The 13408-nt window shown below is 60.1% G+C and carries 16 protein-coding genes, 1 tRNA gene and 1 pseudogene; 9 read left to right on the top strand and 9 right to left on the bottom strand.

Annotation, left to right across the window (positions count from 1 at the left end; translation table 11 throughout):
- Positions 1-34: 34 nt before the first annotated feature.
- The 4 genes from QMB98_RS07645 to dcd form a co-directional block, all read right to left on the bottom strand.
- Entirely contained in the window at positions 35-637 is a 603-nt protein-coding gene (locus tag QMB98_RS07645) for a hypothetical protein (RefSeq protein WP_371685108.1), read from the bottom strand.
- Positions 638-1003: 366 nt separating this feature from the next.
- Positions 1004-1213: a hypothetical protein gene (locus QMB98_RS07640; protein ID WP_371685107.1), complete on the bottom strand. Its 210-nt coding sequence runs from the start codon at positions 1211-1213 to the stop codon at positions 1004-1006.
- A 257-nt stretch (positions 1214-1470) separates the two neighbouring features.
- On the bottom strand, positions 1471-2688 hold the full coding sequence (locus tag QMB98_RS07635; RefSeq protein WP_371685106.1) for a hypothetical protein: 1218 nt from the start codon (positions 2686-2688) through the stop codon (positions 1471-1473).
- Positions 2689-2963: 275 nt separating this feature from the next.
- Complete coding sequence (gene dcd / locus QMB98_RS07630; protein ID WP_371685105.1) at positions 2964-3545, bottom strand: dCTP deaminase; 582 nt, start codon at positions 3543-3545, stop codon at positions 2964-2966.
- A 160-nt stretch (positions 3546-3705) separates the two neighbouring features.
- On the opposite strand from dcd, the gene QMB98_RS07625 reads away from it, so the two are divergent.
- Both QMB98_RS07625 and QMB98_RS07620 read left to right on the top strand, forming a co-directional pair.
- Positions 3706-3776 (top strand) — tRNA-Gly (locus tag QMB98_RS07625).
- 80 nt (positions 3777-3856) lie between these two features.
- Complete coding sequence (locus QMB98_RS07620; protein ID WP_371685104.1) at positions 3857-4489, top strand: cadmium resistance transporter; 633 nt, start codon at positions 3857-3859, stop codon at positions 4487-4489.
- Between the two features lie 124 nt (positions 4490-4613).
- Here the strand turns inward: QMB98_RS07620 and QMB98_RS07615 are convergent, their stop codons facing one another.
- Positions 4614-4805 carry a GNAT family N-acetyltransferase gene (locus QMB98_RS07615; protein WP_371685103.1) on the bottom strand — a complete coding sequence of 64 codons (192 nt, stop codon included), beginning with the start codon at positions 4803-4805 and terminating at the stop codon, positions 4614-4616.
- Here QMB98_RS07615 and QMB98_RS07610 point away from each other — a divergent pair.
- The 6 genes from QMB98_RS07610 (at position 4782) to QMB98_RS07585 (ending at position 9354) form a co-directional block, all read left to right on the top strand.
- Positions 4782-5279, top strand: coding sequence for a hypothetical protein (locus QMB98_RS07610; RefSeq protein WP_371685102.1), 498 nt, complete (start codon positions 4782-4784; stop codon positions 5277-5279). The two genes, QMB98_RS07615 and QMB98_RS07610, sit on opposite strands and share 24 nt — an antisense overlap.
- Positions 5279-6094 carry an energy-coupling factor ABC transporter ATP-binding protein gene (locus QMB98_RS07605; protein ID WP_371685101.1) on the top strand — a complete coding sequence of 272 codons (816 nt, stop codon included), beginning with the start codon at positions 5279-5281 and terminating at the stop codon, positions 6092-6094. The genes QMB98_RS07610 and QMB98_RS07605 overlap by 1 nt, the downstream gene beginning before the upstream one ends.
- 12 nt (positions 6095-6106) lie before the next feature.
- Positions 6107-7276 carry an energy-coupling factor ABC transporter ATP-binding protein gene (locus tag QMB98_RS07600; protein ID WP_371685099.1) on the top strand — a complete coding sequence of 390 codons (1170 nt, stop codon included), beginning with the start codon at positions 6107-6109 and terminating at the stop codon, positions 7274-7276.
- Positions 7266-8093, top strand: a complete 828-nt coding sequence (locus QMB98_RS07595) for an energy-coupling factor transporter transmembrane protein EcfT (protein ID WP_371685098.1) — start codon at positions 7266-7268, stop codon at positions 8091-8093. Before QMB98_RS07600 ends, QMB98_RS07595 begins: the two co-directional genes overlap by 11 nt.
- Before the next feature lie 105 nt (positions 8094-8198).
- Entirely contained in the window at positions 8199-8894 is a 696-nt protein-coding gene (locus tag QMB98_RS07590) for a hypothetical protein (protein WP_371685097.1), read from the top strand.
- 10 nt (positions 8895-8904) lie between these two features.
- A complete protein-coding gene (locus QMB98_RS07585) occupies positions 8905-9354 on the top strand; it encodes a (deoxy)nucleoside triphosphate pyrophosphohydrolase (RefSeq protein WP_371685096.1) in 450 nt (149 codons plus the stop codon).
- A 135-nt stretch (positions 9355-9489) separates the two neighbouring features.
- Here the strand turns inward: QMB98_RS07585 and QMB98_RS07580 are convergent, their stop codons facing one another.
- The 4 genes and pseudogenes from QMB98_RS07580 to QMB98_RS07565 form a co-directional block, all read right to left on the bottom strand.
- On the bottom strand, positions 9490-10380 hold the full coding sequence (locus QMB98_RS07580) for an ABC transporter substrate-binding protein (protein WP_371685095.1): 891 nt from the start codon (positions 10378-10380) through the stop codon (positions 9490-9492).
- 57 nt (positions 10381-10437) lie between these two features.
- Positions 10438-10668, bottom strand: coding sequence for a hypothetical protein (locus QMB98_RS07575; protein ID WP_371685094.1), 231 nt, complete (start codon positions 10666-10668; stop codon positions 10438-10440).
- 90 nt (positions 10669-10758) lie between these two features.
- On the bottom strand, positions 10759-11466 hold the full coding sequence (locus QMB98_RS07570) for an ABC transporter ATP-binding protein (protein WP_371685093.1): 708 nt from the start codon (positions 11464-11466) through the stop codon (positions 10759-10761).
- Positions 11463-12415, bottom strand: a pseudogene (locus tag QMB98_RS07565) (FecCD family ABC transporter permease). Before QMB98_RS07565 ends, QMB98_RS07570 begins: the two are co-directional and overlap by 4 nt.
- A gap of 297 nt (positions 12416-12712) precedes the next feature.
- On the opposite strand from QMB98_RS07565, the gene QMB98_RS07560 reads away from it, so the two are divergent.
- Positions 12713-13348 carry a TetR/AcrR family transcriptional regulator gene (locus QMB98_RS07560; RefSeq protein ID WP_371685092.1) on the top strand — a complete coding sequence of 212 codons (636 nt, stop codon included), beginning with the start codon at positions 12713-12715 and terminating at the stop codon, positions 13346-13348.
- Positions 13349-13408: the final 60 nt, after the last annotated feature.

Here is a 13408-nt window from a genome sequence, read left to right as displayed (position 1 = left end):
CCCCCACACCTCCGCGCTCTTTTGAGTTCAGGAACTACAGGCCGAGCTCACCCTGGCAGGCGGTGACTGCCGCATTGAGCGTTGCCTGCTCATCGGCACGGATCTCGTCCCTACCTTCTGCCACTGCGTTGAGAGATTCAGCGGACATGTCATCGTAGATCTCGTCAATGATGCAGGTGTAGTAGTTGTCGAGCTGGATGCCGGAAATGCCGGCCGCCTCCATGGCCTCAACGGTGATGCCGTAGTCCTCAAGGATGGTCGCCATGCCGTTCTTGACCTCTTCCTTTGAGGCCTTGCCATCGGTGCTACCACCGTTGTCGGTACCGCCGCCAGTGGTCGTCGGATCCGAGCTTCCAAAGTCGTACTCGCACAGGCCGTAAACGGGGGAACTGCTCGTGCCACCACAGGACAGGCCGAACTCTTCGTACTCAGTGTTGAAGCCGGAAGAGAGATAAAGGTCATCGCAGGCCGCCATGTCCCCAGCGGCGCACTGGTCGTAGACGGCGTCAAGCTCAGGATCGGAGCCGTAAGTTCCCTCGGTGCCGCCACCCTGAGGCGTGGTCGAGGGGTCATTCTCTGGGTCGGTCGTCGACGGCTCAGTCTCGTCTGTCGACGGATCCGGATCCGGTTCCGTCACGGTCTGGCTCGTGGTCTCCTCACCATCAGCCTCATCATCGCCGCCACCGATGACGCCGGTCGCGAAGAGGATGCCAACAACGGCCGCGATGAGAACGACAACACCAAGGACGATCCACGCGACGAGCTTACCCTTGCCCTGCTCCGGGGGCTGGCCGTAGTTACCGCCGCCGTAGGGTGGCTGACCGTAGCCGCCGCCACCGTACTGGCCACCACCCGACTGAGCGGGCGGGTATGAGCCCGGCTGGCCCTGACCGTATTGGCCGGCGCCGTAGCCCTGTCCCTGGTTGTACTGGCCACCCTGCTGGGCATCAAAAGCCTGGGTCTGACCGTACTGGTCCTGACCGTAGTTCTGGGACTGGAACTGTTACGTACCGTTCGGGTTGTATGGCTGCTGACCGTACTGTCCAGCTTCAGGCGCGCTTCCCGACTGGAACTGCTGGGTCTCCTGGTTGCCCCACTGCTGAGGTGCCTGGTTCGCTGACCCAGCACCCTGCTGCCACGGCTGCTGATTCGGGTCAGCGCCATTGCCGGGCTGATCGCCCTCAGGGCGAGGCTCTCCATAGTTCTCGGACATGTCATTTCCTCCGCTTTGCCTGAGCTGGCACTATTTCGGTCGAGTCCTTTGCAAGAATACAACGCTTATGTTCAATAACTAGAGGCTATCCTGGAAATCCTCCGGGGAGTCCTTCCCCCACCCTCACCTTCGGACATTGCCCTGATGACCTGCCACTCCAGTCTCAGCTAGCTTCCTGGCATTGCCTTCGTCGGGGCAACAAAAGGAGTGAGGCCCGAACGAATCGGACCTCGTTCCAGAGTTCATCTCGCTACCTGTTAGAGCCCCAGTTCTCCCACGCAGCCCTCGATCGCATTCATGAATGCCGTGGACTCGCTGGCCGATATCGGAGCACTTTCATTCTGGTCCGCGATGGCTTGAAGGGTTTCCGCCGAGGTCTCATTCCACATCGTGTCAACAACACAGGTGTAGTAATTGTCGAGTTGCTGAGTTGAGATTCCGGCAGCCGTCAGGAGGTCGGGGTCGATACCGTAGGACTCGAGCATGGCCTCCATGCCAGCCTTCACATCGTCCCGCGATGGCTTACCATCGGCGCTACTACCGGACCCAGAACTACCGGTACCACTATCTGAGCCCGGACTGCCGGAGCCAGAGTCTGTTCCACCAGAAGAAGTGCCCGAATCGGTCCCAGAGCCAGAGCCGGTTGCATCGTCACACCAGGAGTACATGTCGGTCGTGGTGCCGCCACAGGTCATGGCGAACTCCTCATACTCCGAACCAACCGGAGAACTAATGAACAACTCATCACAGGACGCCATCATCCCCGACTGGCACTGGTCGTAGAGCATGTCGAGCTCACGATCGGACCCGTAGGCACCAGCACCGACCGAATCCGTAGTCGGGTCCTCGCTCGGAAGCGTCGGCAAGTCACTGGTCGAAGGATCGGGTTCGGGTTCAGTGGCCGTTTCTGTTTCCGTGGCCGTTTCGCTCGTGGATTCACGCCCGTCTGCACCATCGTCACCTTCGCCGCCAAAGACACCGGTCGCGAAAAGAATGCCCACAACGACAGCCACGAGGAGAACAACGCCCAGGACAATCCATGCAATGAGCTTGTTCCGCCCCTTTTCGGGAGGCTGACCGTAAGTGCCGTTGCCGGGTGGCTGGCCGTAGCCACCTCCACCGAACTGCCCGCCGCCACCTGACTGCCCCTGGTCGAACTGACCATATCCCTGGCCCTGACCTTGGTTGTATTGGCCGCCCTGGTGCGCACCAAAGGCCTGGGTATGGCCGTACTGATCTTGATTATTCTGCGGCTGGAACTGCTGTGTGGCGTTCGGGTTGTACGGGCCTTGACCGTACTGACCAGCATCGGGCGTGCTACTTGCCGGGAACTGCCCAGTATCTTGTCCGCTCCACTGCTGGGGAGCCTGGTTTGCCGATCCGGCGCCCTGCTGCCAGGGTTGCTGGTTTGGATCGCCGCCATTTCCAGGCTGATAACGACCATCTGGGCGCGGCCCACCGTTGTTCTCTGACATGTCGATTCCTCCGCAACGCCCGAGATGACGCCAGTTGCTCTGGCTCAAGTTAATCGCCAGAATACAGTGACTTACGTCTCATGAAAAGAGTATCTTGGAATTTCCTGGGAATGACTTTTCGCTGATGAAGCCACGGATTCTCAGCGATCGCCCCGTCAGAACCCGGGTTGAACCCAGCAGTTGCCGGACGAGGGAGGGTGCACGAACTGATGCGTTCTGGGAACTGAAAGTGCGCCCCGGTATCCCGAGGCGCACGAGTTCACCTTGGTCCCGATCTAGTCGGCGATCTTAGTGTGGTGGAAGTTCATCCAGGACCGCGACGCTGTCGGGCCACGCTGTCCCTGGTAGCGCGATCCACTTGCCCCGCTACCATAGGGGGCCTCTGCGGGCGAGGACAGCTGGAAGAAGCAAAGCTGCCCAACCTTCATGCCCGGGTAGAGCTTAATCGGCATGGTTGCAGTGTTCGACAGCTCCAGGGTGATGTGTCCGGTGAAACCGGGATCAATGAAACCTGCCGTCGAGTGAGTGAGGAGGCCGAGTCTGCCGAGGGAGGACTTTCCTTCGAGACGGGCAGCAATATCGTCAGGAAGCGTCACCTGCTCGTAGGTTGCGCCAAGAACAAATTCCCCCGGGTGCAGGACGAAAGGTTCGTCACCACCAACATCGACCAGCCTAGTCAGGTCCGCCTGCTCCGCGGCGGGGTCAATGACCGAGTATCGGTGATTGTCGAACATGCGGAAGAACCGATCGAGCCTCACGTCGAGAGACGAAGGCTGGATGAAGTTGGGCTCCCCCGGATCGATCTTGATCCGACCAGCATCGATTTGGGAACGAATATCTCTATCTGAAAGCAACACATATCGAGTGTGCCAGATGTCGGAGCGTGAGACCCTTCAGTCCAGGTTATCAGATGGGGAAAACCAGTCGTTTGCGAAGCCCAGCACCCCACCCGGGACTTCCATATCACATCGGGCTTTTTGAGATATCGGCGGGTTGAAGCGTATTCTTGAGGTCTACGCGGGTGTAGTTCAATGGTAGAACTCCAGCTTCCCAAGCTGGTAGCGCGGGTTCGATTCCCGTCACCCGCTCCGCGCCCCGCCCCTACTATCCCGCTTGGTTGATGATGGGGGTTTCGTTTGTCCCGACATCAGGCACGTATCATTGGCACGTGCCTGATTTGATGTCTTTCCTCGGTGTTGTCTTGCAGGGCGCCGGGCTCTTCCTCGTGACGAACATCGACCACCTCATTGTCCTGACCGTTCTGTTTGGGCATTGGAAGGGACAGCGCGGGCTCACCAGACGCATCATGGCAGGCCAGTACCTTGGATTTGGCGCCATGCTGGCGATCATCATTGTGGTAGCCCTTGGCGCCGGCTGGTTCATCCCCCAGGGCTGGATCCGGTTCTTTGGCCTTATCCCACTGCTTCTTGGACTCCACGCGGCGTGGAAGGAGATCGCTGAGCGCCGCGAGCGCAAGAACGACGACGATGATGACGATGAGGCCGAGGAGGTCATTCGAAAGACGGGTGGCAATCCAGCCTCGATCCCGACGATTGCCGCCATCACCTTCGCCAATTGCGGCGATGAGATCGGCATCTATCTGCCCGTCTTCGCAGTTGTTGAGCCGTGGCAGATCGCGGTCTATGTTGCAGTCTTTGCACTCGGAGTTGCCGGTCTTGTGTACCTGGCTCGTTCCCTCGTGGGGATCCGCGGCATCGATGAGTTGCTGGAGAAGTGGGAAGGCATCCTCTTCCCGGCAGTGCTCATCATCCTGGGCGTCACCATCCTCATGGCCGTCTAGCAAGGGAATTACTCGAACCCCACGTGGGCACTTCGATACCCGACCAAGAACCCGGGCCTGGACCCAGTTCATGGCGCCGATCAGTTCCTTAGCGTAGGCACGCTTCGTGGCGACGGCCGGTTTACTAGCGCGGATCCGTGCTGAGTTTGGCGTATTCGAAGGTATCGGTCCACTCACCCTTCGAGCACAGGTCCTGGCGGAAATGAGCCTCTTTCAGCATGCCAAGGCGCTCCGCCAGCCTCGCTGAGGCAGCGTTCCTCGCGTCCACCTCCGCAACGATCCGATGGCAGCCGTGCTCGAAGGCAAAGTTGAGCATGGTCGAGGCGGCTTCGGCGTTGACATCATCATCTCCGGTAGCCTCTTCGGCGCCATCCCCGCCATGTGGCTCATTCCCGCCCTTCACGGCAAGATCGAGCCCCTCATGGGCATGTGCCCCCGCGTTCCTGGCGAGAAGATCCCCGGCGAGGCTCCCGGCACCGGCTGGTTCGCTGTTGTTGCCATCATGATCACTCCCGGCTCCGCCTCCTTCGCCTACCTCGAGGCGTGGGATATCGAGGCCGGTGTCTACGAACCCGAGTTCCTCGAGGAGTACGGAATGTCGTTCTTCTGGGTCGGCATCGGCGCCATCGTCCTCACCTTCCTCATCCCGATCGCCGCGTGGAAGCTCGGCAACCGCGGCAAGAAGCTCCCCGAGGTGAATGCCGAGGAAGCCGTCCGCATCGCCCAGGCCAGTGTCGATTCGGCCGATGAGGAAATCTCCGAGTCCTTTTCCCGCGAGAACCGTCGCTGATGAGCAACATCATTGAGGTGTCGAACCTCAGCTTCCGTTACCCCGGGGCTGAGGTCGACACCTTACGCAACCTCAATCTGTCAATCGAAAAAGGCGACTTTGTGGCCATCGTCGGCGGCAACGGGTCCGGCAAGACCACCTTGTGCAAGTCGTTCAACGGGCTTGTCCCCCACTACTGGGCAGGCGACTTCTCTGGCGAGGTGAGGGTCGATGGCATCGACACCTACACCTCCGATGTGGCGACCCTGTCCTCCAAGGTCGGCTACGTCTACCAGGACTTCCAGAACCAGCTGGTGCGCCCCACGATCCGCGACGAGATCGCCTACGGCCCTATCAACTTCGGGCATCACGATCACGCAGAACGTTCTCGTGAGGTCATGGAAACCCTCGGACTCGAGGAACTCGCGAAGCGCTTCACGTGGTCCCTGTCCGGCGGTCATGCACACACCACCGCACTCGCGGCTGTTCTCGCCCTCAAACCGGAGATCGTTGTCGTTGACGAGCCAGTAGCGGAACTCGATCCCGCTCGCGCCCACCAGATCTACCGGCAACTCCAAGAGCTGAACGAAGCCGGCCTCATGATCATCACCATCGAACATCACGCCGACTTCATCGCCCAATACGCGAAGTCCGTCATCCTCATGTCCGATGGGGCGCCCGTCTGGCATCTCCCCATCGAAGAGGCCGTCAACCGCACGGCGGAACTCGAGGAGCACGGCATCCCTGCACCCCAGGTAGTCCAGGTCTGCTCCGCCCTCGACATCCACCCCTCCCCGAGAACGGTTGGCATGGTGCGGGAGATGTTGCGCGAGTAGCGCCCCAAAAACGTGGAACGTGCGCAGGCACACAGCGGATGCTCGCAAGAGCCAATCCCATCAAACTCCTCGGGCACCATTCCCGAAGGCTCAGAACACCGCGAGCAGAGCGGCTCCCCTACCAGCAACTCGGCACAGGTGCCCGCCCTCGAAGCCGCGAACACATCCTCCGACACTCATTCCACCGGCTTGTCCGCTAAGAAGTCAGTTCGCGCTGATTCTGATGTTGATTCGGTGTCGTCACCGGTTGTGCGGAACGAGCCCGTTGCCGTGCTGCACGACGTGTACCAGGACTACCGGACTGTCGATGGCGACATTCTTGACGTCATCAAGGGCATGAACCTGACCATTGAGAAGGGCGATCGCATTGCTCTCGTTGGTGGCAATGGTTCCGGCAAGACGACCCTGCTCAAGCTGCTGGCTGGGCTGAAGGTTTCTCGCGATGGCGAGGTCGAGATCTGCGGGATCAACACGAGGTCGCGTGCGCCGGGTGAGCTCTCCGAATACTCCGCCTACCTCTATCAGTATCCTCAGCAGATGTTCCTCAAGGCCTCTTTGCGAGAGGATGTGGCGGTCTTCCCGTCCTCACACGGGGTTGAGGGCTGGGAGCAGATCGTCGATGAGGTTCTCGACCGAGTGAACCTCACGGAGTTCAAGGACCGTGACGGTCGCGGACTGTCGGGCGGTCAGCAGCGCCGAGCCACCCTCGCAATCGACCTTGCCATGCGCCCCAACCTCCTGCTGTTGGACGAACCAACCTCCTCTTTCGATGTTGCCTCGCGCAATGACGTGACGAACATGCTGTCGGACCTGTCGGGAATCATTGAGGCCACCGTTGTGGCCACGCACGACATGTCGCTCGTTGCCGAGTGGGCGAACAGGGTGATCGTGCTCGATCAGGGCATCATCGCCGCCGACCTCACCCCGCGCGAGCTGTTCTCGCGGCCCGAGTTGCTCGATCGCGCACGCCTCATCCCACCCCAGGTGATCCTGTTGGGTCTGGGGCTTGGCATCACTCCCCCGCCGCTGTCGGTACCCGAGATGATCTGCGCCCTGACAGGTAGGCAACCTGAGGAAACCTCTAACGGAACTACCAACACATCATCCGATCCTGTCCTGGCCAGCAATCCTGTCGGCTCGGGATCGGCCACTTCTCACGAGAGGGTTCGTCATGGCTCGTAAGCAACGAGACGTCCTGTCTGTGGAGTGGATTCAGCTGGAGCTGATCCGCACCGCGTACGCGACGAGAGGCGGCCTGTTTGCGGCCATGGATCCTCGTGCGGTCATCGTTTGGTACCTCATTCTCGCGATCGTTCCCTGGTTCACCCACAACGTCACGACGCTCGCGGGACTGTTCCTCATCGGAGTCGCCTCCGTTATCGCGGCACGCGTGGGTCCTCTCGTTCTCGGCCTGTTCGTCATCATCGGGCTCGGGTTTGAGATCATCTGCGTCGTGATTGCCTCACTGCTGTTTGGGGGCGGGTGGGAGACCCCCCTTGCTCTCGCCGTCCTCAACCTGAAGCTGGGCACGATCTCCATGGCCTCCATGGCGGCCTTTGTGTCCCTCGATCCGGAGAAGCTGTCGGATGCTCTCATGTGGTTCCGCGCTCCCGCTCTTCTCACGTTCGGTGTGAGCTACGGGTACCGGATGCTGCCGATCATGGTGGAGGAGTTCATCACCGTGTTCGATGGCTACCGGCTCCGCCTCGCCCGCCCTCACTCCAAGGGCTTCCTTGGGTGGCGGTACCTGTACTACTGGGGAAAGATGGCGATCCTCAGCTTCTATCCGATCTTCCTCAACATCGCGAAGAATGTGCGCACCACAGTTGAGGCCCTCGAAACCCGTGGGTTCACCTTCGGTCAGGATCACGGTTCGGGCCGAAAGATCAGGCTCTCCTACCTGAAGATCGACGTTCTCGATATTGCGGTCATGGCGGGCACGATCCTGCTCATCATTGCGTCCTTCTGGGCGGGCTCCACGTGGCCTGTCCACCGTTAGCCTGACTGTCCGCTTTCACCCCTTTTTCGGTGGCAGAGTTCCCCGGGGATCGCTCCCCCTGCTACAGGGTGTCAATCGTTGCTGCGGCAAGGCAAAGTTGTCCTCATGAACGCAACACGGATCTCCCTCGACAAGCGCCAGCGACTCGTGCTCGCCACGGGTCTTCTCCTGCTTGGTGCGCTCCTCGGTGCCCTCACCGGCCTGCTCTTCGAATACATCATGTCGCTCTTCAGCTTCGATGGCTTCTTCGGCGTTGCCTCCCACGTTGGCGAACCCATCGGAATCATTGTTCTCGCCAGCGTCGGCTTCCTCCTTGGTCTTGTTGGTGCAGGCGCGATCATCGCCGAGTCACTGCACGCCGACATCTCCGATCGTGACGTTCAGCTGACCTGGAAGGGCGCCAGCGTTCGTGTTCGCAAGGATCTCATATCCGCCATTCACCTCGGCACGGATCTTGTCCTCTACTCCAAGAACGGAGTCGAGCTGGCTCGTGCTCGCGCCGTCAATCACTCGGGATTGAGGTGCGCTCTCATCCATCACGGATACCCCACCCCGAGCACCGAACAGGTTGGCGAAGCAGACTTCACCACCGACCTCACCGCACTGGATGAGCAGGAGCAGCGGATCGCTGTTGCTCGGACCAGGGCTCTGAAGGCGGGGAACATGGATATCGCTGAGATCCTGCGCCGCCAGCTCGCAGCCAAGGGCGTCATGTCACGCGACCTCAAGTCCGGACGCATGGGAACCCGGACGGAGTTCCGCAGGTTGGATCCCTTTCGTCCCGCCGTTCTAACGGCATAAGGTATGAGGCGTGTCCCTCGTTGTAGCTGTTGCGCTCGTTGATTCCCTCACCCACCCCACCAGGTTGCTCGCCGCCCAGCGGTCCTACCCGAAGGATCTGGCCGGCAAGTGGGAGCTTCCGGGAGGGAAAGTCGAAGAGGGAGAGGATCCCACCCACGCCTGCATCCGGGAACTCCAAGAGGAACTGAACATCACCCCCATCCTCGGCCCTCTCGTTGAGGGAGAGGATGGGGATTGGCCAATCGGCAAGCACACCATGCGCGTGTGGCTCGCCCTTTCCGAAACAGAACCTGTCCGCGGATCCGATCATTCCGAGCTACGCTGGTGCACCGCAGAGAACCTCCTGGATCTCGACTGGCTTCCCGGCGACGTGGCACTCGCCCACAAGCTCCGCTCGTGGCTCGTGGATCCCACCCTGATCCAGGAATCCCAGGCCACCAAGAAGACGCAGGCCTCCTAGGAGAGACGGACACCCAAGAAGACAGCCTCTTGAGACAGCCAAGACATGAGTGAGGGCGGGGTCAGCTTGAACTTCAGCTAGGACCCCGCCCTCACGGCCCACCAAAGGTGACAGGATGGGCCTCGCAGTGACGGTCTAGTTCTTCAGGGTCGAGTTTCCGAGAAGTTCATCCACCTGCTCATCGCTGAGCTCGAAGCGGTAGAAAAGTTCGTAGAAATCCTTCGTTTCTTGAGCGATGTCGTTATCGAAGTGCTCGGGGTACAGCAGGTTCCCCATCCAGTTGATGCCGACGAGACGGTTCGGTCCCAGAGGGCGGCTGATCCAGTTGTAGGGAGCGCCCGGGACCTCGTAGTACTCGCCGGAGGAGATGGCACTGAGCGCTTGCCACGATGCATCGTCCGCGGCAGTGTCGTAGATGGAGCTGGGCAAGAAGAGGAGGACATCCGGATCCCACGCAAGCAGCTGCTCCATGGAGACCGTTCCGCCACCCTGCTGGGATTCGGCCGAGGCGGGGTCGGCAACGACGATGCCGCCAACCATTTCAACCGTCTGAGCGTGGATGGTGCCGGACAGGATCGTGGATAGTCCATCCTCACGTTCCGCGAAGTAGACGGTCTTCTTCTCGTCCTCCGGGATCTGGGACGCGGCTTCCTCCGCACCCTCGAGGATGTCTTCGGTGTATGCGGCTAGTTCCTCGCCGCGCTCTTCCTCACCGAGAACGTCACCCATGAGTCGGTAGCCCTCTGCGGTGTTCTCGAGATTGCCGTCGATGATGATGACGGGGATGCCGACCTGCTCCTGGAGATCGTCAAGATCCTGCTTGTATTTCTCATCCCATTCGCCCACGTCGATGATGACCTGGGGATCGGAGGCCATGAGTGCCTCGCGGTTGAAGCCGCTCTGGTTGTCGTAGAACTTGCCGTATTCGGGCAGGTCCCAGTATTCCTCATCGATGTATTCCATCGTCGATTCGTTCGGTGCCGACGACCAGCCGACGAGGACCTCGGGCCTCACCGAGTAAATCATGATGTTGGCAAGCGGGCCGCCCGAGGCAACGCGCTCGATGTTGACCGGGAGCTCAACCTAGCGGCCCGAGGAGTCGGTGAAGATGTAGGTCTCATCGTCACCCGCTTCAGTATCACCATCCTCGGACTCGGTATCGTCCGATTCGGCATCGTCGCCGTCGGTACCTTCTTCAACTATCTGATCTGTTGTTTCTTCGGTGTCGTCAGTATCGTCCCCTGACCCACATCCAGCGAGAAAGAGAGCGGATGCTGCAGAGAGAGCAACCCACCTCCTTGTCGTGGTTTTCATTTCTTCTCCTTTTTATTTGATGGCGGGTACGCACATGCGAACCCGCCTGCCACTCGTGGCAAGTTCAACGTCGGCAATCTCGATGCCCACTCAGTACAGCTGGGTCAGGGTATTACCGTCCAGCACCTCACCCGGAGGGCCGACGGCAAAGAAGTCCCGCCCCATGGCGACAACGGTGTCGGACCACATGAGGGCGTGCATGTGGTTGTGGGTGATCATGATGATCGTGTACCCCAGGTCCCTCAGTTTCGTGATCTGTTCAAGAACCAGGAGTTCGTTACCGTAGTCCAGGTGCGCGGTCGGCTCGTCCATCATCAAGATCGGTGCCTGCTGGGTGAGGGCGCGGGCGATCATGACGAGCTGGCGCTCACCACCGGACAGTTCCGTGTAGTCCCTGCCCACAAGGTCTGTTACTCCGAGCAACTCCAGCTGCTCCTCGGCGATCGCGTAGTCGGACTCCTTCGGGGAGACCAGTTCGTTCAGGTGAGGGTTGCGGCCCATGACAACAACGTCCCGCACCGTGAACGGGAAGGGTGGCACGTGGTTCTGGGGAACGTAGGCGATGGTGCGTGCAAAGTCCTTCGGGGCGAACCTGTTGATCGGCTTCCCCTCGATCTCAACCTCCCCACCCATGGGCTTGAGTAGACCAAGAACTGTTTTAAACACCGTGGTCTTCCCGATTCCGTTCGGGCCAATCAGGGTCGTAATCTCACCGCTGGGGATGGCGAAGCTGAGCGGGCCGATGATCGGAGTCTTGTCGTACCCGCACACGAGATCACGGACGTCGAGGGTACTCACGAGATGAACCCCTTCTTTGCTTGCAGCAAGAGGACAAAGAAGAAGGGGGCTCCAATAATGGCGGTGAGGATGCCGAGGGGCACTTCAACCGTGAAGAGCATGCGGGCAACCGTGTCCACCATGAGCAGGAAGCTTGCGCCAATCGATAGGGAGGCCGGCAGCAACCTGCCATAGTTCGGCCCCACGAGCATGCGTGCCAGGTGAGGCACCACGAGACCGACCCATCCGATCGCACCGGCAACCGAGACTGAAAGCGAGGTCAACAGAGTTGCGCACCCGATGAAGAGCCACCGGCAGAACCGCACGTTGACTCCGAGCATCCGTGCCTCATCATCCCCCAGCGAGAGCAGATTGACCTTCCACCGCACCGCCAAGAGCAGCAGGGCAACAGGGATGAACAGGTAGAACATTGACAGGTCCGAGAGGACCGTGCCGGCCAGGGATCCCATGAGCCAGAACGTGATCGCGGGCAGCTGGGTTTCCGTGTCCGCCACGAACTTCAGTAGCGACACGAGGGCACTGAAGAGGCTGGAGACGAGCATGCCGCACAGGATCAGGGTGGCGATCGACTGCGCACGCTTGGATACCACGGCGTTCATACCAGCAACCAGTAGCACGGCCACCAACCCGCCCAGAAACGCGAAGGATTGAATTCCGACGGCGGTCATGCCGAACATGATCGCGAGTGCCGCACCAAAAGAGGCACCGGAGGTGGTCCCGAGGATGTTGGGAGAGACCAGGGGTTCTTGAACAGACCCTGGAACACGGTACCTGACATGGCGAGAGCTGCACCTACCATCATGGCGATGAGGATCCGCGGCAATCGTACGCGCACCAAAGCAAGCTGGGCCGCGGTCATGTCCCCACCCGTGACTTGGGCATAGAGGGCCCCTCCAAGCTCGGGGATGCTGACCGGGTAGCGGCCGATCGACAATGCGCCAAAGAACACGACAGTGGAAAGGACTATCAGCCCCACCCACACCCACGGCGACAGCTTCGTGTCATGTTTCGCCTCAGGCACTGCTCGCACCCCACCACACTATCCGCTTCTGCGGTTGTATAAGTTTCTTTTCATTGCACATGCGGTGATTTTATATGCATTCTCCGGCAAATCGCACCCAATTACTCGGCGTTGCCGTTGAGTTCTGCTGGCGCCTGGGGATCCTTCACGCCTTTGGCACACATACCCATGCCCCTTATGCGCATTTTCTGGCTTGCTCGCGGGGTTTCGTCATAGAATGACGCTATGCCCAAGATTTCTGGGCGGTCCCTGACTGAGCACCGCGATAACACTCGGCGAGCATTGTTTGACTCGCTGAGCACCCTCATGGGCGAACGCGGCTTTGAGAACGTCTCAATCTCGGACCTGGCGAACCACTCGGGCATTCGACGCACAACGATCTACAACCACTTCACCGATAAGGAAGATATTCTCCTGGCTTTTGTGGAAGAAGAGATGTCCGAGTATCTGTCGAACACGAAGGTGTGGCTTGAGGATGCTGAGACCTGCATCGACAAGCTCCGCATCTACGTCCGTAGCCAGCTCCTGGCGGAACGCACATACCTGGTTGCTCCCGGCCCACCACTGCGGGACGTTCTGAGCCCAGAGACTGGCATGAAACTGGCGCAGCACATCCGTCAAACCTCGTCGCTACTCAAGCAGATCCTGCAGGAAGCCATCGACCTGGGAGCTATTCCCGACCAGGATCTGTCGACAGCCGTTCAGCTCATCAACGGAACCCTGACGGGCAGGCGGGTGCCCAGGAAGGAACCCTCTCGCACCGAGTTCTTCCACGCGACAGAGAAGTTTGTTATCCAGGCCGTCGGTGGCACGGTTCCCGAGAACCTGACCGAACTCGGACCAATCCCGCCCTGCCACTGAAGCGGGCTCCACAAAACCCACAACGCGTCGATCTCTGGTTCCTGGGCCTGGCTGTTGAGC

The organism is Flaviflexus sp., assembly GCF_041440645.1.
Taxonomy (GTDB): Bacteria; Actinomycetota; Actinomycetes; order Actinomycetales; family Actinomycetaceae; genus Flaviflexus.
Note: the sequence above shows the minus strand (reverse complement) of the source record. Positions and strands in the feature narration are given on the sequence as shown.